Consider the following 18,352-nt stretch of genomic DNA (forward strand, 5'->3'; position numbering starts at 1 on the left):
TGTAAGCGTTAGTATAGTCAGGAGGAGTAGGTATGTGGGGAATTATAGCAACTTGGCGCATGGCGCATGACGGCATTCTCGCAGCAAAAAAATTACTCGAAGAGCAAAGCACTTGTGGTGATGCTGTTGAAACGGCCATCAAGTGTGTGGAAGATTATCCATTTTATAAATCAGTCGGGTATGGCGGACTGCCAAATGAACGTGGGATCGTAGAGATGGATGCAGCATTCATGGATGGTGATACATTCAAGATAGGGGCTGTCGCAGGGATCGTTGATATAGCCAATCCAATTGCAGTCGCACGTCGGTTAAGTGAGGAAAAATTCAATAGTTTCCGAGTCGGGCAAGGAGCAACCGAATATGCTATGTTGGCAGGTTTCGAACGTAAAAATATGCTGACAGAGCGAGCAAAAAAAATCTGGCAAAAACGATTAGACGAAATGGCAAAAACAAACCTAAGTCCATATGATGGTCATGACACAGTTGGCGTTGTTGCCTTAGACAAATCCCAAAGCATGGCTGCAGGAACCTCTAGTTCAGGACTATTCATGAAAAAACAAGGACGCGTAGGCGATTCTCCGTTGTCAGGTTCAGGTTTTTATGTCGATAGTAAAATCGGTGGTGCAGCTGCTACAGGTCTTGGGGAAGATTTGATGAAAGGCTGTTTGTCATATGAGATCGTCCGATTGATGGGCGAAGGACTTTCACCACAAGCGGCGTGTGACCAAGCAGTATACCGTTTCAGCGACACGCTGAAAGAACGTTATGGAAAAGCGGGAGCTTTTTCACTGATCGCAATGAATAATGAAGGTGAGTGGGGTGTTGCGACAAATGTCGAATTTACATTCAGTCTTGCTACTGAGAAAGAGCAACCAGCTATTTACTTAGCAAATCCAGGACCAGAACAAAACACGATCATTGAGCCGATCACTAAAGAATGGTTGGATGCATATGAGAAGAGAATCAAAGCACCAGTTTAACAAATCTATTTATACAGCTGGCTCTCAGCTATTATTTATAAATTAAGGAGGAAGAAGAATGGCTACAAAAAAAATCTATTTGTTTTGCGAAGCAGGAATGTCTACAAGTATCATGGTCAACAAAATGATGGAGGTCGTGAAAAAACACAAAATGCCTTTGGAAATCAGTGCTTTTCCAGCAATTCATGCGGAAGAGAAAGTCGAACAAGAAAAACCAGTAGCAATCTTACTTGGACCGCAAGTTCGTCATTTGAGTGACAAGATGAAGCAAACATTTGAACCACAAGGAATACCAGTCGGCACGATTGCGGCGGAAGCATACGGCATGATGGACGGTGAACGTGCAATGAAAGATGTTCTAAAATTGATCAAAGATAGTAAAAAGTAAACAGTAAATAGCAATGTAACCGGTAACATTCCAAATCAAACATAAGATCGGAGGAAAAAAGATGCAGAAATTTTTAAATTGGCTGGAAAGAGTCCTTACACCAATGGCGAAAACCATTGGCGAAAACAAATATCTAATCGCTATTCGGGATGGGTTTCTACTTTCTACCCCATTATTGATCGTAGGATCGTTATTCTTAGTATTGACCAATTTCCCGATTCCTAACTGGAATGAAATCATGAGCGGAATTTTAGGTGACGACTGGGCAACGATGTTGAATAAACCAGCAACAGCCAGTTTTGATATCATGACGATCCTCGCCGTTGGTGGGATCGGCTATAGTTTAGCGAAACAGTTCAAAGTCGATGCGATGCAGGCAGCAATCATTTCATTAGTTTCGTTTTTTATCGTGACACCTTTTTCAACGACCTTCACTCCAGAAGGCTCTACCGAAGTATATGAAGTAGGAAGCCTTCCATTACGCTGGATGGGTTCAAGCGGTCTATTCTTGGGAATGGTCGTTGCATTGCTCTCAACAAGGATGTTCGTTGCGTTGATTCGCAAAGGCTGGACGATCAAAATGCCAGAAGGCGTCCCTCCAACTGTTGTGAAATCATTTGAGGCACTTATCCCTAGTTTTGTTATCCTTACATTTTTCATGGTAGCCAATTGGTTAGCAGATTTAACTTCATATGGAAACCTGCAAGAAATTTTATTCAAGTTTTTGCAAATGCCGTTGTTAAGTTTGGGAAATACGCTAGGAGCCATGATCATTGCGTACTTATTCTTACACTTTTTCTGGTTCTTTGGAATCAACGGATCAAGTGTAGTCGGAGCAGTATTCAATCCGGTTCTACGTGCGTTATCCATTGAAAATTTAGACGCTTATAAAAATGGTCTGGAAGTTCCTAACATCATTACCGGTCAATTCCAAGACATGTTCGCAACTTTTGGTGGTGGCGGATCAACATTATCATTGATTTTAGTGATGGTCATCATTTGTAAGAGTCAACGTATCAAAAAATTATCTCAATTATCCCTTGTACCAGGAATTTTTGGCATCAATGAACCGATCATTTTCGGTTTGCCGATCGTATTGAATCCAATCATTTTGATCCCATTTGTTCTTGTTCCAACGATCAATATCATCATTGCCTATTTCTGTATGGATTTCGGATTGGTTGCCTACACCAACGGTATCCAACTTCCTTGGACGACACCACCGATCATTTCTGGATTTTTAGTAAGTGGCTGGCAAGCTTCGATCCTACAAGGCGTTTTGATTTTACTTGGAATGGGAATCTACTATCCATTTATCAAGGTATTAGATAATCAGTACCTAAAAGAAGAACATGAAGCGGAAGAAAAAGAAACAGAAGAAATCAATTTTGATGATTTCGATTTTGATACATTGTAAAAAGGAGGTATTTCATGAAAAAGATACTCGTGATTTTGAACCATGTCACGGCTGGTATGGGAAGTGATGAGCAAGCGCAACTGCCTCCAGGAGGAAAAAAAGCAGCGATGGGACCAGCAGAAACGCTTGTTCCACTATTCAAAGAAAAAGATGCTGAGATTATTGCAACTTTATACTGTGGTGATCAGTACTATGTAAGTCATCCTGAAGAGGTAAACCAAAAATTCATCGGTTTTGCCAAGAAATTCGGCGCTGATGCAGTATTATGCGGCCCAGCGATGCATTATCCCAATTTTGGTATGATGGCAAGTAGCTTAGCAAAAGCATTAGCGAACAATGGAATCCCCGCAGCGGCAGCAATGTCAGCAGAAAACCCAGCTGTTGAAGAATTTCGTGAAACAGTCCCAATTATCAAAATGCCGAAAAAAGGCAGAATCGGCTTAAATCAATCCTACAAAAATATGGTAGAATGCGTCACCGTCCTAGCACAAAGAGGAGAATTGACAGCCGAAGAACAAGAACTCTTATTTTAAAAAATAATTTCTTGTAACGTTTAGTAAAAAGTATCAAGTAAGAATAGTCATCTAAAAATCAGACTTTCATGGAGGTTGGGACAGAAGTGTGTAACTCCGAGAAATAAGAAGAAATTAACGAAAATTACTTTTCAAATTTTTGTGAATTTCGGCTTATTTAAGAAGGAATTGCTTCTGCTCCCACCGTTTATTCGTTTTTAAAGCATGAGATAAAAGTATTTCTTACTTTTGTCTCATGCTCTATTTTTTTGTTTTTTTGTGAGGTATCTCCATTTTCAAAAGAACAAGAATGAGCAAAAAAGAACGTTTGAATTTAAAAAAACTTAGAACATAACAGTTTTATGACGTTAGTTATTAGGTTAGTCTGTAGTTGGAAGTTCTGTAAAGAAGCTATGGAAAAAAAATGGATGTTTCGTTCATAAAAGGTGATGGGAGAATAAAAATGATCAAACCAATAGTGAAATTAGGTGTGAATGTATTAGCAAGCATCAGTTTATTTATTGCTCCAGTCATGATCTCTCAATCGATCTCTGCCAAGGGAGTCTTTGGGGAACAATACCTCATTGAATATGCTGGAACACTCTTGGTGCATAGTTTGGCAATTTTATTTTTAACGTTTTCGCTTAATCGCTTTATTGACGCAATCCACGTGATATCTTCTGCGAGCAAAAATTAAGTGAAAGCTTGATGATAGAGGGGGAGATGTTCGACTGTAAGGGAAATAAAAGAGAGAAAATAAATAAAAAGCTGGTTCTCGATCGAGGACCAGCTTTTTGATTGAAAATTTTAGAAAGCAAAACGCTCTCAAATATGCTAAGATAACAATAGACGCGTCCTGAGGGAATCGAACCCCCGTCTCAAGAACCGGAATCTTACGTGATATCCACTACACTAAGGACGCAAGCACTGGGATAATTGTAACGAAACCAAAAAAAAAAAACAAGGGGAATGGACAAAAAAATGAAATTTCAACAAAACTTTTCACAAAAACAACAACAAACACAAAAATTAGCCATGACACAGCAGCTGCAACAGTCCATTCAAGTATTGCAGTATAACAGTGAGGAACTGCTCGCGTTTGTTGAAAATCAAGCACTGGAAAATCCTTTATTAGAAGTCGTAGAGCCAGATTGGCAACCTGACTTTCAAAAAATAAAATCGTCGAACTATGAAGGCGAGGAAACAAACTACTTGAATCAAATTCCAGATACCAGCACTTCCTTATTTGAATCATTGATCGATCAGGTCCATTTGAATTATCGTGATACGTTTTTGCGTAAACTCGTACTTTATCTAGTTGAGTATATCGACTTGAACGGCTTTTTGACGATTGATTTGAAAGAAGCAGAAACCAATACGAATGCGTCATCGATTGAAATACTTGATGCCCTTACACTGATCCAGCAACTCGAACCGGCAGGAGTCGGCGCAAGAAGTTTGCAAGAGTGTCTGATGCTTCAGACAGAAAGAGATGATTTCGCACCAGAATTAGCTTATATCATCTTAGAAGAGTGTTTTGAACCGTTAGTAGAACGGAAGTGGAAAGAAATTGCGCAACGCTTCTCGATTGAATTAAGCGAAGTACAGCAGATCTTTGATTATATTCAAACCCTTAGTCCGAGTCCTGGTAGGATTTTTGATCGAAGCAGCGAACTTTACATTATTCCAGATGTAAGAGTAATGGTAGATGAGAACAACCAGGTCCATGTTCGATCAAATCGGGGAAACCAACCAGATGTCCGTTTTCAAGAACATTACTTTAATCAGATGCAAAAAAAAGCGGACAAAGAAACGCAAGTCTATTTGAAAGAACGAAAACAGGAATTTGATTGGTTGAAAAAAACGATCTTACAGCGAGGGGATACGATCTTGCGTGTGGCGCAAAGTATCGTGGCGCATCAGCAAGAATTTTTTACGAATAAGAACCGACCAATCAAGCCGTTGACGTTAAGAGAAGTTGCTCAAGAAATCGATGTGCATGAATCAACAGTCAGCCGTGCTGTCAATGGAAAATATTTAGAGACAGAGTTTGGTGTATTCGAACTAAAAAAATTCTTTACGAATCGCATCCAAAAAAGTGGAAACATGTCAGAAGAAGACCTTTCTGCAGATACGGCCCAAAAAAGAATCCAAGAGTTAGTCGAGGAAGAAGATAAAGGGAAGCCGCTATCCGATCAAAAAATAGTAGAACTATTAAAAAAAGATGAAATATTGATTTCAAGAAGAACCGTTGCAAAGTATCGAGACCTGTTAGGAATCCCAAGTTCATCGAAAAGAAAACGTTATGATAATTAATGTGAATTTTGACTAGAAAAAATGAAAAATTTTTTCTAGTTGTTTTTTATTGAAAAAGTAGAATAAAACTGTTAGACTAACACTCGTGAGGTTGAGATTTCCCTTTTTAATATTTTTAAAAATTGGAAAGTCACTTTTCTTTTTTTATCGTACATGGGTCGTTTTGAGTCTACATTGGACATTTATCGTCCAACTAAGGAGATCGCTATGCTAGATGAATTGAAAATGATTGAATCTGTTGCACCAGATATTATCGAGGTTCTGCAAGAACGCTATAAAATTTTGCGAAATATTTATTGGATGCAGCCGATTGGTCGCCGCAGTTTATCAGAAAGTATGGGAATCACAGAACGAGTATTACGAACAGAAACTGATTTATTGAAACAGTTGAATTTAATCAACACCTCTAAAAGCGGAATGACGTTGACAAAAAAAGGTGAGGAAGTTTATCAGAGTCTTGAAAGCTTCATGGATCAACTTTTAGGTATGCATCAGACAGAAAAAAAACTGGCTGAGTATTTCGGAAATCAACGTTGTATTGTCGTGTCAGGAAACAGTGAGAAACAGCCTAAAGTCGCTGACGGCTTCGGTGAAGCACTAGACGAAGCGTTGGATCTTTTACTTCCGGAAGGTGATAATGTTATCGCCGTAATGGGAGGAACAACGATGGCAATCGTCGCTGAACAATTGACAAATCTGGAAAACAGTAAACGACATAACTTATTTGTGCCAGCTCGTGGCGGTATCGGAGAAGCTGTAACTGTACAAGCAAATTCGGTCAGTGCTAGAATGGCTACAAAGGCAAGTGGCAATCATCGTGCGTTGTATGTACCAGAACAATTAAGTCTAGCTACGTACAATTCTTTACTCAATGAACCGTCTATCCAAGAAGTCTTAAACTTGATTAGTCAGGCGAATTGTGTTATTCATAGTATTGGACGTGCATTACACATGGCTGCACGAAGAAAAATGACTGAGCAAGAATTAGTCATGCTAAAACAGGCCAATGCTGTTGCGGAATCCTTCGGCTATTTCTTTAACGAGAATGGAGAAGTTGTTTATAAGGTTCCAAGAATCGGCATAGAATTGAAAGACTTAGCGAATGTACCGATCATCCTAGCTATTGCAGGTGGAAAGTCAAAAGCTAAAGCAATTCGAGCCTATATGAAAAATGCACCAAAACAAACGTGGCTCATCACAGATGAAGCTGCTGCAAATGAGATTTTAAAAGGGATATCCCTTTAAAATAAATATTTTTTTGATTTTCATAAGGAGGAAATCTTAAATGACAGTTAAAGTAGGTATTAATGGTTTTGGACGTATCGGACGTCTAGCATTCCGTCGTATCCAAGATGTAGATGGAATCGAAGTAGTAGCAATCAATGACTTAACAGATGCTAAAATGTTAGCACACTTGTTAAAATATGACACAACTCAAGGACGTTTCAACGGTACAGTTGAAGTTCACGAAGGTTCATTCAATGTTAACGGAAAAGAAGTTAAAGTTTTAGCTAACCGTAACCCTGAAGAATTACCTTGGGGCGAACTAGGTGTTGACATCGTTCTAGAATGTACTGGTTTCTTCACTTCAAAAGTAGCTGCTGAAAAACATTTAACAGCTGGTGCTAAACGTGTTGTTATCTCTGCTCCTGGTGGAAATGACGTTCCAACAATCGTTTATAACACAAACCACGAAACATTAACTGGTAAAGAAACAGTTATCTCAGGTGCTTCATGTACTACTAACTGTTTAGCTCCTATGGCTAAAACATTAAACGACAAATTTGGTATCGTTGAAGGATTAATGACAACTATCCACGCTTACACAGGTGACCAAATGACTCTTGACGGACCTCATCCTAAAGGTGACTTCCGCCGTGCACGCGCTGCTGCTGCAAACATCGTTCCTAACTCAACAGGTGCTGCTAAAGCTATCGGCTTAGTAATCCCTGAATTGAACGGTAAATTAGACGGAGCTGCTCAACGTGTTCCTGTACCAACAGGTTCATTAACTGAATTAGTTACAGTTCTTAACAAAGAAGTAACTGTTGACGAAATCAATGCAGCAATGAAAGAAGCTTCAAACGAATCTTACGGATACAACACAGACGAAATCGTTTCTTCTGATATCGTTGGTATGACTTACGGTTCATTATTTGATGCTACACAAACTAAAGTAATGACTGTTGGCGACAAACAATTAGTTAAAACTGTTGCTTGGTACGACAATGAAATGTCATACACTGCACAATTAGTACGTACTTTAGAATACTTCGCTAACTTATAAGATAGACAAACGTACAAGTGTAAACAATAAACATGTACACTTAAAAGCGGGGAAGCAATCGCGCTTCTCCGCTTTTTTTGATAATAAGTTTATTTAGGAGGATATAAAATGGCTAAGAAAACAGTTAAAGATATCGATTTAAAAGACAAAAAAGTTCTTGTCCGTGTTGACTTTAACGTTCCTTTGAAAGATGGCGTGATCACTGATGATACACGTATCAAAGCTGCTTTACCAACAATCAACTACGTATTAGAACAAGGCGGAAAAGCAATCCTTTTCTCTCATCTAGGACGTGTGAAAACTGAAGAAGATAAAGCAGGCAAATCTTTAGCACCTGTTGCAAAACGTTTAGGCGAATTATTAGGAAAAGAAGTAACTTTCGTTCCTGAAACTCGTGGTGCTGAATTAGAAGCTGCAATCAACAACATGAAAGACGGAGACGTAGTTGTTTTCGAAAACACTCGTTTTGAAGATGTTGATGGTAAAAAAGAAAGCAAAAATGATGCTGACCTAGGTAAATACTGGGCTTCATTAGGTGATGTATTTGTAAACGATGCATTCGGTACAGCTCACCGTGCGCATGCTTCTAACGTAGGAATTGCTTCAACTGGTATCCCAACAGTTGCTGGATTCTTAATGGAAAAAGAAATCAAATTTATCGGTGAAGCAGTTGAAGATCCAAAACGCCCTATGATCGCAATCTTAGGTGGCGCAAAAGTTTCTGATAAAATCGGCGTAATCGAAAACTTGATTCCTAAAGCTGACAAAATCTTGATCGGTGGCGGAATGACTTACACATTCTACGAAGCAAAAGGCATCAAGATCGGTAACTCTTTAGTTGAAGCGGATAAAGTAGCATTAGCGAAAGAATTGATCGAAAAAGCTGGCGACAAACTTGTATTACCAATCGACAATGTATGTGCTCCAGAATTTTCAAATGATGTTGAAACACAAGTCATCGAAGGAGATATCCCTGAAGGCTTGATGGCTCTAGACATCGGCCCTGCATCAGTTAAATTATTTGCTGATACATTGCAAGGTGCTAAAACAGTTGTTTGGAACGGACCTATGGGTGTATTCGAAATGAGTAACTTTGCAAAAGGTACGATCGGCGTATGTGAAGCAATCGCTAACCTTGAAGGTGCTACAACTATCATCGGTGGCGGTGACTCAGCTGCAGCTGCAGAACAACTAGGTTTCGCTGATAAATTCACACACATCTCAACAGGTGGCGGCGCAAGCTTAGAATTGTTAGAAGGTAAAGAATTACCAGGTCTAGCAGCAATCAACGACAAATAATCAATCGTAAAAGTTAAGTAGGAAAAGAAAAGCTACTTTTTGTAGCGAGAGCATTCGTTCGGATCGTAGTTTTTCTTTTTCAATACGTAGAAGAACATCTGCGACTCATAATTTAAAGGAGTGTATACTGTCATGCGTAAACCAATTATCGCTGGTAACTGGAAAATGAACAAAACAGCTTCTGAAGCAAAAGAATTTGCAGAAGCAGTAAAAAACAATATCCCTTCAAATGATAAAGTGGATTCAGTTATCGGATCTCCAGCATTATTCTTACAAGAATTAATGGCATCAGCTGAAGGAACAGAATTAAAAATCTCTGCACAAAACTGCTACTGGGAAAACTCAGGTGCGTTCACAGGTGAAACTTCACCAGCTGCTTTAGCAGACCTAGGAGTGGACTATGTGATCATCGGCCATTCAGAACGTCGTGAATATTTCCACGAAACAGATGCAGACATCAACAAAAAAGCAAAAGCTATTTTTGCAAACGGCATGATCCCAATCCTTTGCTGTGGTGAATCTTTAGAAACTTATGAAGCTGGAAAAACAGCTGAATGGATCGAAGGACAAATCACTGCTGGACTTGAAGGGTTAACAGACGGCCAAGTAAGCAACATGGTTATCGCTTACGAACCAATCTGGGCTATCGGTACAGGTAAATCAGCTGATGCACAAATCGCTGATGAAATCTGTGGTGTTGTTCGCCAAACAGTTGAAAAATTATACGGCAAAGAAGTTTCTGATGCAGTACGTATCCAATACGGTGGTTCTGTTAAACCAGAAAACATTGCTGAATATATGGCAAAAGAAAATGTTGATGGTGCATTAGTTGGTGGCGCAAGCTTACAAGCTGATTCATTCTTAGCATTATTAGACGCTGTAAAATAATTTGTGAAAATTTGCAAAAAATGCAAGAAATGTTTGCACTAATGCAAGAAATTAACTAAAATCGTATATGAGGGTAATCCCTTAGGAAAAAACAAACTCAAAGGAGAGACAAAACATGTCAATTATTACTGATGTTTACGCTCGCGAGATCTTAGACTCACGCGGAAACCCAACAATCGAAGTAGAAGTATACACAGAAAGCGGAGCTTTTGGCCGCGGAATGGTTCCTTCAGGTGCTTCAACTGGTGAATACGAAGCAGTTGAATTACGTGATGGAGACAAAGCTCGTTATGGCGGTAAAGGTGTAACTAAAGCTGTTGACAACGTAAACAACATCATTGCTGAAGCAATCATTGGCTACGATGTACGTGACCAAATGGCAATCGATAAAGCTATGATCGCTTTAGACGGCACTCCTAACAAAGGTAAATTAGGTGCGAACGCTATTTTAGGCGTATCTATCGCTGTTGCTCGTGCAGCTGCTGACTACCTAGAAGTACCTTTATACCACTACCTAGGCGGATTCAACACAAAAGTATTACCAACTCCAATGATGAACATCATCAACGGCGGATCACACGCAGACAACTCAATCGACTTCCAAGAATTCATGATCATGCCTGTTGGCGCTCCAACATTCAAAGAAGCTTTACGTATGGGTGCTGAAGTATTCCACGCATTAGCATCAATCCTAAAAGCACGCGGTTTAGCTACTTCTGTTGGTGACGAAGGTGGATTTGCTCCTAACCTTGGTTCAAACGAAGAAGGTTTCGAAGTAATCATCGAAGCAATCGAAAAAGCTGGCTATGTACCTGGTAAAGACGTTGTTCTTGCTATGGATGCTGCTTCTTCAGAATTCTACGACAAAGAAAAAGGTGTTTACGTATTAGCTGATTCAGGCGAAGGCGAAAAAACAACTGACGAAATGATCAAATTCTACGAAGAATTAGTTGCTAAATATCCAATCATCTCAATCGAAGACGGCTTAGACGAAAACGACTGGGACGGATTCAAGAAATTAACTGACGTATTAGGCGACAAAGTTCAATTAGTTGGTGACGACTTGTTCGTAACAAACACTCAAAAATTAGCTGAAGGTATCGAAAAAGGAATTGCTAACTCAATCCTTATCAAAGTTAACCAAATAGGTACTTTGACAGAAACTTTCGAAGCTATCGAAATGGCTAAAGAAGCTGGCTACACTGCAGTTGTATCTCACCGTTCTGGTGAAACAGAAGATTCAACAATCTCTGATATCGCTGTTGCAACAAACGCTGGCCAAATCAAAACTGGTTCTCTATCACGTACTGACCGTATTGCTAAATACAATCAATTACTACGTATCGAAGACCAACTTGGTGAAGTTGCAGAATACAAAGGTTTGAAATCTTTCTACAACTTAAAAAATAAATAATTTTAAATCGGAAAATAAGTACAACTGATTTTCAATCGATACCATCGACTGGTTCAGTGACTTACTTCTCCCTTATGAGATTATTCTAAAATACCTTTCTCTTATCGTTAAAGATAGGAGGAGGGTATTTTTTTATCCAACAGAGCAGTAAAAGAACACTGAAAATCAACTTGGCGAACGTTTTAAAAAGGAAAGTCTATCCATAATATAGGAATGATTTGTTTCTTAAACTTTACCAATGTATGATTAAAGAAACGGGCCTAAGATCAAGAAATTGTTAATCAAATTTTTGGAGGAAATCAATGAAAACAAAAAGACTTTCAATAAGAAAATTTACTGAGGAGGATTGGCAGGATCTATTTGACTATTTATCCAAAGAAGAGGTTGTTGAATTTGAACCTTATGATGTGCTTAGTGTTGAGGAGTGTAAAAAAGAAGCTATTCGACGTTCTCAGGATGATTCTTTTTGGGCAGTATGTATAGCAGAAACAAACAAATTGATTGGGAACATCTATTTAGCAAGTCAGGAGTTTGACACTTGGGAATTAGGATATGTCTTCAATCCAGAATTTCAAGGGAAAGGTTACGCAACAGAAGCAGCACTGGCTTTGATAGAGTATGCATTCAAAGAAAAACACGCCCATCGGGTCTTCGCAAGGTGTAATCCTTTAAATGTTTCTTCGTGGCAATTACTTGAGCGTCTAGGTTTGCGAAGAGAAGGACATCTACGTCAAAATATTTGGTTCAAGAAAGATGGGCAAGGAAAGCCGATTTGGGTAGATACATTTGAGTATGCTATTTTGGCTTCTGAATATTAACTCGTAGAACTTGAAGAGGATGAATTACTTGATAAAAGGCTCGAAAAATCAGCAAGTGGCTATTGATAAAGTAGCAGGCAGATTTACAAATTGACTGTTTCTTGCTAAGATATTAAAGGCAAAAAAAGTAAAAATGTAATGGAGAAAATGAATGAGAGCTAAGATTTTTAAAGGATTAAAATGGTTGGGGATCGCGCTGATCAGCATAGTGTTAGTGATCGTAATAGCCTTCCAAGTTTCGCCAAGACCCGGAGCCTTTGTGATTGCTCATTTGTTCAACGATGCAACAGCGATCACGAATAAAAAAGAGTATGATCACGCAAAAGCATCGACTGAATTGAGTGCGGACAAAGTCTATCAATCTAAACATAAACAGAACAATTATGATATCTACTACCCTAAAAATAGTGATAAAGCTGTTCCAGTGTTGATTTGGGTACATGGTGGCGGATATGTAAGCGGAGATAAAGCGGGTGTAAAAGAGTTTGCGACAAAAGTAGCAGCAGATACTCATGTAGCAGTAGTGAGTATGAATTATGAACCAGCACCGGCTTCTCAATATCCGAATCAAGTAACGCAAGTCGATGAGTTAGTCCAACAATTGAAGAAAGACAAAGATAAACGGTTGGATCTTTCTAATGTTCTCTTTGGCGGGGACAGTGCAGGCGCTCAGATTGCGTTACAATACGTAACGATCCAAACAAATGAAGAGTATGCTAAAGAAATGAATATGAAACAAAGTATGGCGCCAGAAACAATCAAAGGGACCATTTCTTATTGTGGGCCTGTGGATCTACAACAAACGGCTAAACAACAATCTGATAATCGATTTATGCGCTTTTTCGTTAAAACTGTTGCATGGTCTTTATTAGGACAAAAAGATTGGAATACGGATGACCGTTTATTCCAAGCTAGTTTAGTCGATCACGTCACAAAAAATTTCCCACCAACTTTTATTACCGATGGAAATGCGTATTCTTTCCAAGAACAAGGGATAGCATTGGAAAACAAATTGAAAGAACTACAGGTACCAGTTGAAGGTTTGTTTTATAAAGATGAGAAAAAAGAAATCAGTCATGAATACCAATTTGATTATTCTCTACCAGAATCAAAAGAATGTTATGAACAGACTGTGACATTTATTAATGGCTTGTTTTGATGTTAGGCTACTTTTTTCTTTAGCTTGAGAAGCAACACACTTGGCAATATGCTCTTTTGATAAGAAGGATCATCACCAGAAATGAACATGATTTTTGGTGATGATCCTTTTACATGGAAAGAGGTACACCATAGGCAGAATACAGATTTCCCGAAAATTATCACAAGAAAAACACCCTCTATTTTTTGTCTATATGTTTTTACGTATAGTAAGCGGTTGAGTCTTAAATAAGCCTTTCAGTCGGTCGGAAACTAAGTTATACTGATTGCACATATTGGGGCATTCTTACTTGGGGAAACGATGACAAGGATGTTTAAAAATTGGGGGAGATAACTATGCAAAGAAATGCAATCATATTAGAAAAAAACTTAACAGCCGGAGAAGTTGGCAATGTAGCTGGCATTTTGATGGGACAAATAGCGCAAATCAATCCAGAGGTCTATTTAGATTCAGAAGTGACGGATGCAGATGGTGTTCGTCATGCCGCGATCCGGTATAGCACAGTCGTATTAAAAGCTGGATCAGGGCAAATCGCTAATTTAGCAAAATCACTGAAAGAAAGTGAAACGATATCTAGTTGTGTGTTCACCGCAACAGGGCAGTCCTTAAATAATCAATTTGAGGTCTACCAAGAACAGATCCAAAAAAGTGATTTAGAAAATTTGAAGCCAGTTGGAATTGTCGTTTCTGGTCCAGATGAAGAGGTTAGAGCTGTAACAAAAAAATTCAGCCTACTGAAATAAGCGTTTCTTGTGTTATGTATGGGTGACCAACTTGGATTATTGAACAAAAAATGAGTGTGGGACAAATCTAAAAATCAGTTTTGCCACAGACTCTCGAATAAACGGCGGGAGCAGAAGCAACTCCTTCGGAAATAAGCCGAAGGAGTTGCTCTTTTCCCAGTCGCTTTTTTTCAATTTCTCAAACCTAAACGACTTTTATCTCGACCTCATTTTTCTATTGAGAGGTCACAGCTTCTTTTGTGATGATCAAACATGAAATACCTAAATTTATTACACTTTGGTTTTAAGTCAGATGTCAAGAGTTGGCATACCCAACGAATCGTTCAGTAGCACAGTGAAATGAACAGGATCACTGCTGATTTTCTTTTAGCTGACTGCCGATTCTTCCTCGTTTTCCTAAAGCAACGACTACGAATGCCACGAGGATTAAAGAGAGCAGTCGATCAAGATAATCTGTTCCAGCTTGAACAAGGATCGTGCTCATCGTTAGATCCATTCCTAGACCATGCAGCAATTGGACGATCATACTGGAACCAGAGGATGTGATGCCACCGAATAGCTTTACTGTGATGAGGGACGAAAGGATCGTTCCTGGTAAAGACAACACAAATGCCCAAAAAATCAGAGTGAAACGATTTTTCTTTTGGTATAATCGCTGATAAAAAATGATTCCTGCTAGCAGCCCAGTGATCATTTGGACAGGCGAATAATACAATGAAAAGATATCAGTAGTAAAACCGCTCAATACACCGCTAGTTATACCTGTCAGTACACCAAACACAGGTCCAAGCAAAGCACCAGCGAAGATCGTACCGATAGAATCTAGATAAATCGGCAAGCGCAGCCATAAAGCAATTGTTCCACCAATATAATTTAGTCCAATACATAAAGCGATAATCGTGATTGTTCTTGTTGTTATTCTTTTATTCAACATTTTTTTCATCCCATCTTTAATCTTTCCAGATCTTTTTTAATCGTTTCTTCTTGTGCATTTAAAAGAACGCTCAAAAACTTCCGAAAAAATAGATGAGAATCTACTTCAGTCATGACGATACTATTGGCAGATTTTTGCCAAAAATCAAATCGATCAACTAAAGTTTGTCCTCGACTGATACCTTGTGTTTCAACGGCTGTGTAACTGGCAAAACCTTGACATAGCTGTTCATCGATAAAATAAGCAACAGCTAAAGGATCGTTGATCACACAACCAAGAATTCGTTCTTGCTGCCAATGAAAATCAAAGTAAAAGCGAGTGATGTCTTTTAAAAACTTGCCTTCAGTTGGATTCATTTGACAGCAGTATTCAAGTATCGTAGGGGTAAAGACGATTTCCCTAGTGACATCTAACCCCACCATTTCAATGGTTTTCCCAAGCTTCTCAAAAACAAGTGCAGCCGCTTCAGGATCGCACCAGTAATTATACTCTGCAACAGGAGAACAGTTTCCATGACTTTTGTATGTGCCACCCATTGAAACGAAACGTTCTAAGTGATTGCCGATGCGGGGATTTTTGATAAGGGCACTGGCAATGTTCGTCAATGGTCCAAGTGCGATGATCGATGTGTCCCTTTCTTCAGAAAAGTAGCGAACAAGAAAGTCAACGGCATTTATCTGTTCTGCTTGTTTTTCATGGACCGGTGGGAAATTTGTTTCACCTAAGCCGTCCATCCCGTGAGTATCTTGGGCGCTGATAAATGGTTGTTTCATCGGTTTAGCCATTCCTTGATAAACAGGGATGGCTAATCGTCCGCATCGTTTTAAGCACGTAAAAACATTTTGCGTACCTAACTCGACAGGAACATTTCCACAGACAGTGGTAATGGCGACTACCTCGATTTCAGATGATTTGACCGCATATAGCAGAGCCAAAAGATCATCTATTCCAGGGTCGCAATCAATGATTACTTTACGCATTATTTCCAATCTCCTTTCTTTAGAGATCCTTAGTTTTTTATTCTGGGAAGTTTCCGAACCAGTCCAAGGAAAATCCTTGATTCCAATGCACGAACCTAGTATACTGGCTTTTAAATAAATTGTAAACGTTATTTAATATTAAGAAACACGTATGAGTACTGAGATAAAATTATTTTTCTGCAGATCGAAGGGGAAACCTTGAGCAGTTTTTTTAGAAAATGTTACAATAAAGAAGAATAGAATCATCAATATTAGGGTAGAAAGTACGATTAAAAACGATAGAAAGTGGGGAAGATAAGTGATTGTATTTTATTTGATAGTGGGCATCCTAGTTTTAGGCACAGTCATTTATCAAGTTCTTTCTTATTATTATGCAAACAAACTCATCAAGTCTGGTTTACAACGAGGCTATGAATGGTATGAGAGTACCGGACATCAATTAATGGATCCTTCCGCATTGACGACGGTTGAAAGGCAGCGACAACTAGCTGAATCGCAAGCAGAGGACTTTTGGACAAGCGGGAAAGAAATAGAAGTCAAAAGTCAAGATGGTCTCAAATTGATTGGCCGAAGCTTTCACTGCCAACCGAATAGTCACAAGTGGGTGATTTGTGTACATGATTACCGTAGTGATGGAAAGAAAGATATGTCTTATATCGGGAAAAAATATGCCGAAAATAGATTCAATGTGCTGATACCAGATCTAAGAGCGCATGGAAAAAGCGAGGGAGAAATCATCGGGATGGGTTGGCTCGACCGGCTCGACTTGATCGTGTGGATCAATTATGTGTTGAATCAAGATCCGTCTGCAAAAATTATTTTACATGGTGGATCCATGGGCGCTTCTGCTATCATGATGGCAAGTGGAGAAAAACTCCCTTCTGCAGTCCGAGGATTTATCTTGGATAGCGGTTTTGTTTCTGTTTACGCAGAATTTCGCTATATGTTGAGCAAATTGACTGCTTTTCCAAAAAAATCCATCATGCGTCATGCAGATCGCTGTGCAAAAAAGTATGCGGGTTATTCATTAAAACAAGCTTCGGCTACCCGTCAGTTAGGCAGTAACCATCTTCCAGTACTGATCGTCCATGGAGAAAATGACCATTTCGTTCCAACAGAAGCGGCTTATACCATCCAGAATGCTACAGCTGGTGATAAAGCACTGCTTTTAGTGCCAGAAGCGCAACATCTAGAAGCAGCGGTAAAAGACCCTGAGACATATTGGACGGTGGTCTTCTCGTTTATCGAACAACGGATTCGTCTATAATGGAAAAGCAGTTCGAGTATAAATAATTGTCTGTAGGAAAGTAGACTGTTAAAATCAAGATGAACAAAATAAGTGGTCGATACAAGGAGTGTTGTGAAATGGAAATCAAAGAAGAAAAAAGCCGTTTGGTATTGCTGAATGCTGAAGAAGAAATAGGCGAAATGACATGGTCAGATGCTGGACCAGACATTATGATCATTGATCATACATTTGTTGACCCAGCTTATCGCGGACAAAAACTAGCGGAAAAATTAGTATCTACAGGCGTAGAAATCGCCAGAAGAGATGGGAAAAAAGTGATTCCGTTATGCCCTTACGCTAAAAAAGAATTTGAAAGAAAACCAGAATATCAAGACGTTTTACGAAAATAACCTTTGCTTTCTTAACGAAGAGTTGCCAGGATCACTAGATGGTTTTGGCAACTCTTTTTTGTTGATGAGTGTGGGACAAAAGTAAGAAACACTTTTGTCCCAGCCTCGTCTCTCTTGAATGGTTTTTAGATAAAGTAGGGAGTTGTAGGTATTTTTCTAATATGATAGAATGTGAGAGATGATATCTTTTAGAAAGGAGGCTGCCATATGTATAATCTAATTTTAGGAATCGTGATCGTTTTATCTATTGTAATGGTGATCGCTATTATGATGCAGCCGAGCAAACAAAATAGTGCAGCGAGCGCATTTACAGGTGGCGCTGATCAATTGTTCGGAAAACAAAAAGCACGTGGCTTTGAAGCTGTGATGCAACGCTCGACAGCGGTAATGGGTGCGATTTGGATGATCTTATTATTTGTACTTGTCTTTTTATCTTCGAAATAAGCGAAGAGGACAGCTACTTGTTTCAACCTGAATCATAGTTTTTATATGCACACAGGATGGATCAGCAGTCTGTTTATTGCTTAAGTATAGGTAGAAGTTTAACAAGAGGCTGGGACAGAAGTGTTTAACTCCGAG

General features: G+C 39.1%; 19 protein-coding genes, 1 tRNA gene and 1 riboswitch. Of the genes, 17 read left to right on the forward strand and 3 right to left on the reverse strand.

The features are described 5' to 3' along the window. Positions 1–32: 32 nt before the first annotated feature. From FGQ66_RS02775 to FGQ66_RS02795, 5 genes are all read left to right on the forward strand, one after another. Entirely contained in the window at positions 33–980 is a 948-nt protein-coding gene (locus FGQ66_RS02775) for a glycosylasparaginase (RefSeq protein WP_081134235.1), read from the forward strand. Between the two features lie 58 nt (positions 981–1,038). After that, positions 1,039–1,368 (forward strand): PTS sugar transporter subunit IIB, encoded by a 330-nt coding sequence (locus FGQ66_RS02780; protein ID WP_005878415.1) that lies wholly within the window; start codon positions 1,039–1,041, stop codon positions 1,366–1,368. A gap of 61 nt (positions 1,369–1,429) precedes the next feature. Further along, positions 1,430–2,785 (forward strand): PTS cellobiose transporter subunit IIC, encoded by a 1,356-nt coding sequence (celB, locus tag FGQ66_RS02785; protein ID WP_113846085.1) that lies wholly within the window; start codon positions 1,430–1,432, stop codon positions 2,783–2,785. 14 nt (positions 2,786–2,799) lie between these two features. After that, positions 2,800–3,318, forward strand: coding sequence for a GrdB-related putative oxidoreductase (locus FGQ66_RS02790; protein ID WP_138301636.1), 519 nt, complete (start codon positions 2,800–2,802; stop codon positions 3,316–3,318). Between the two features lie 442 nt (positions 3,319–3,760). Beyond that, positions 3,761–3,994, forward strand: a complete 234-nt coding sequence (locus FGQ66_RS02795) for a hypothetical protein (protein WP_115234550.1) — start codon at positions 3,761–3,763, stop codon at positions 3,992–3,994. A 153-nt stretch (positions 3,995–4,147) separates the two neighbouring features. Here the strand turns inward: FGQ66_RS02795 and FGQ66_RS02800 are convergent. Further along, positions 4,148–4,219 (reverse strand) — tRNA-Arg (locus tag FGQ66_RS02800). A 59-nt stretch (positions 4,220–4,278) separates the two neighbouring features. On the opposite strand from FGQ66_RS02800, the gene rpoN reads away from it, so the two are divergent. From rpoN to FGQ66_RS02845, 9 genes are all read left to right on the forward strand, one after another. Next, positions 4,279–5,613, forward strand: coding sequence for an RNA polymerase factor sigma-54 (gene rpoN, locus FGQ66_RS02805; protein WP_005878423.1), 1,335 nt, complete (start codon positions 4,279–4,281; stop codon positions 5,611–5,613). Positions 5,614–5,766: 153 nt separating this feature from the next. After that, entirely contained in the window at positions 5,767–6,858 is a 1,092-nt protein-coding gene (locus tag FGQ66_RS02810) for a sugar-binding transcriptional regulator (protein ID WP_171024552.1), read from the forward strand. 40 nt (positions 6,859–6,898) lie between these two features. Further along, entirely contained in the window at positions 6,899–7,900 is a 1,002-nt protein-coding gene (gene gap, locus FGQ66_RS02815) for a type I glyceraldehyde-3-phosphate dehydrogenase (RefSeq protein ID WP_005878427.1), read from the forward strand. Positions 7,901–8,008: 108 nt separating this feature from the next. Then, on the forward strand, positions 8,009–9,199 hold the full coding sequence (locus FGQ66_RS02820) for a phosphoglycerate kinase (RefSeq protein ID WP_005878429.1): 1,191 nt from the start codon (positions 8,009–8,011) through the stop codon (positions 9,197–9,199). Between the two features lie 132 nt (positions 9,200–9,331). After that, positions 9,332–10,087, forward strand: coding sequence for a triose-phosphate isomerase (gene tpiA, locus FGQ66_RS02825; RefSeq protein ID WP_005878431.1), 756 nt, complete (start codon positions 9,332–9,334; stop codon positions 10,085–10,087). 115 nt (positions 10,088–10,202) lie between these two features. Next, positions 10,203–11,501 carry a phosphopyruvate hydratase gene (gene eno / locus FGQ66_RS02830; protein ID WP_005878433.1) on the forward strand — a complete coding sequence of 433 codons (1,299 nt, stop codon included), beginning with the start codon at positions 10,203–10,205 and terminating at the stop codon, positions 11,499–11,501. A 302-nt stretch (positions 11,502–11,803) separates the two neighbouring features. Continuing rightward, a complete protein-coding gene (locus FGQ66_RS02835; RefSeq protein WP_138301642.1) occupies positions 11,804–12,319 on the forward strand; it encodes a GNAT family N-acetyltransferase in 516 nt (171 codons plus the stop codon). A gap of 151 nt (positions 12,320–12,470) precedes the next feature. Beyond that, on the forward strand, positions 12,471–13,478 hold the full coding sequence (locus tag FGQ66_RS02840) for an alpha/beta hydrolase (RefSeq protein ID WP_138301643.1): 1,008 nt from the start codon (positions 12,471–12,473) through the stop codon (positions 13,476–13,478). A gap of 335 nt (positions 13,479–13,813) precedes the next feature. Next, positions 13,814–14,221: a DUF2000 family protein gene (locus tag FGQ66_RS02845; protein WP_005878439.1), complete on the forward strand. Its 408-nt coding sequence runs from the start codon at positions 13,814–13,816 to the stop codon at positions 14,219–14,221. A 349-nt stretch (positions 14,222–14,570) separates the two neighbouring features. On the opposite strand, the gene FGQ66_RS02850 is transcribed toward FGQ66_RS02845, so the two are convergent. Beyond that, positions 14,571–15,155: an ECF transporter S component gene (locus FGQ66_RS02850; RefSeq protein WP_053109380.1), complete on the reverse strand. Its 585-nt coding sequence runs from the start codon at positions 15,153–15,155 to the stop codon at positions 14,571–14,573. A 5-nt stretch (positions 15,156–15,160) separates the two neighbouring features. Beyond that, positions 15,161–16,135 carry a nucleoside hydrolase gene (locus tag FGQ66_RS02855; RefSeq protein ID WP_138301645.1) on the reverse strand — a complete coding sequence of 325 codons (975 nt, stop codon included), beginning with the start codon at positions 16,133–16,135 and terminating at the stop codon, positions 15,161–15,163. Positions 16,136–16,158: 23 nt separating this feature from the next. Beyond that, a riboswitch (PreQ1 riboswitch) is annotated at positions 16,159–16,203 on the reverse strand. A gap of 230 nt (positions 16,204–16,433) precedes the next feature. On the opposite strand from FGQ66_RS02855, the gene FGQ66_RS02860 reads away from it, so the two are divergent. The 3 genes from FGQ66_RS02860 (at position 16,434) to secG (ending at position 18,217) form a co-directional block, all read left to right on the forward strand. After that, entirely contained in the window at positions 16,434–17,402 is a 969-nt protein-coding gene (locus FGQ66_RS02860; protein ID WP_138301646.1) for an alpha/beta hydrolase, read from the forward strand. A gap of 98 nt (positions 17,403–17,500) precedes the next feature. Next, positions 17,501–17,773, forward strand: a complete 273-nt coding sequence (locus FGQ66_RS02865) for a GNAT family N-acetyltransferase (RefSeq protein WP_005878447.1) — start codon at positions 17,501–17,503, stop codon at positions 17,771–17,773. Between the two features lie 207 nt (positions 17,774–17,980). Then, positions 17,981–18,217, forward strand: coding sequence for a preprotein translocase subunit SecG (secG, locus tag FGQ66_RS02870; RefSeq protein ID WP_005878449.1), 237 nt, complete (start codon positions 17,981–17,983; stop codon positions 18,215–18,217). Positions 18,218–18,352 lie beyond the last annotated feature (135 nt).

The organism is Enterococcus sp. BSD2780061688st2 D3 (assembly GCF_005844145.1).
Classification (GTDB): domain Bacteria; phylum Bacillota; class Bacilli; order Lactobacillales; family Enterococcaceae; genus Enterococcus_B; species Enterococcus_B durans.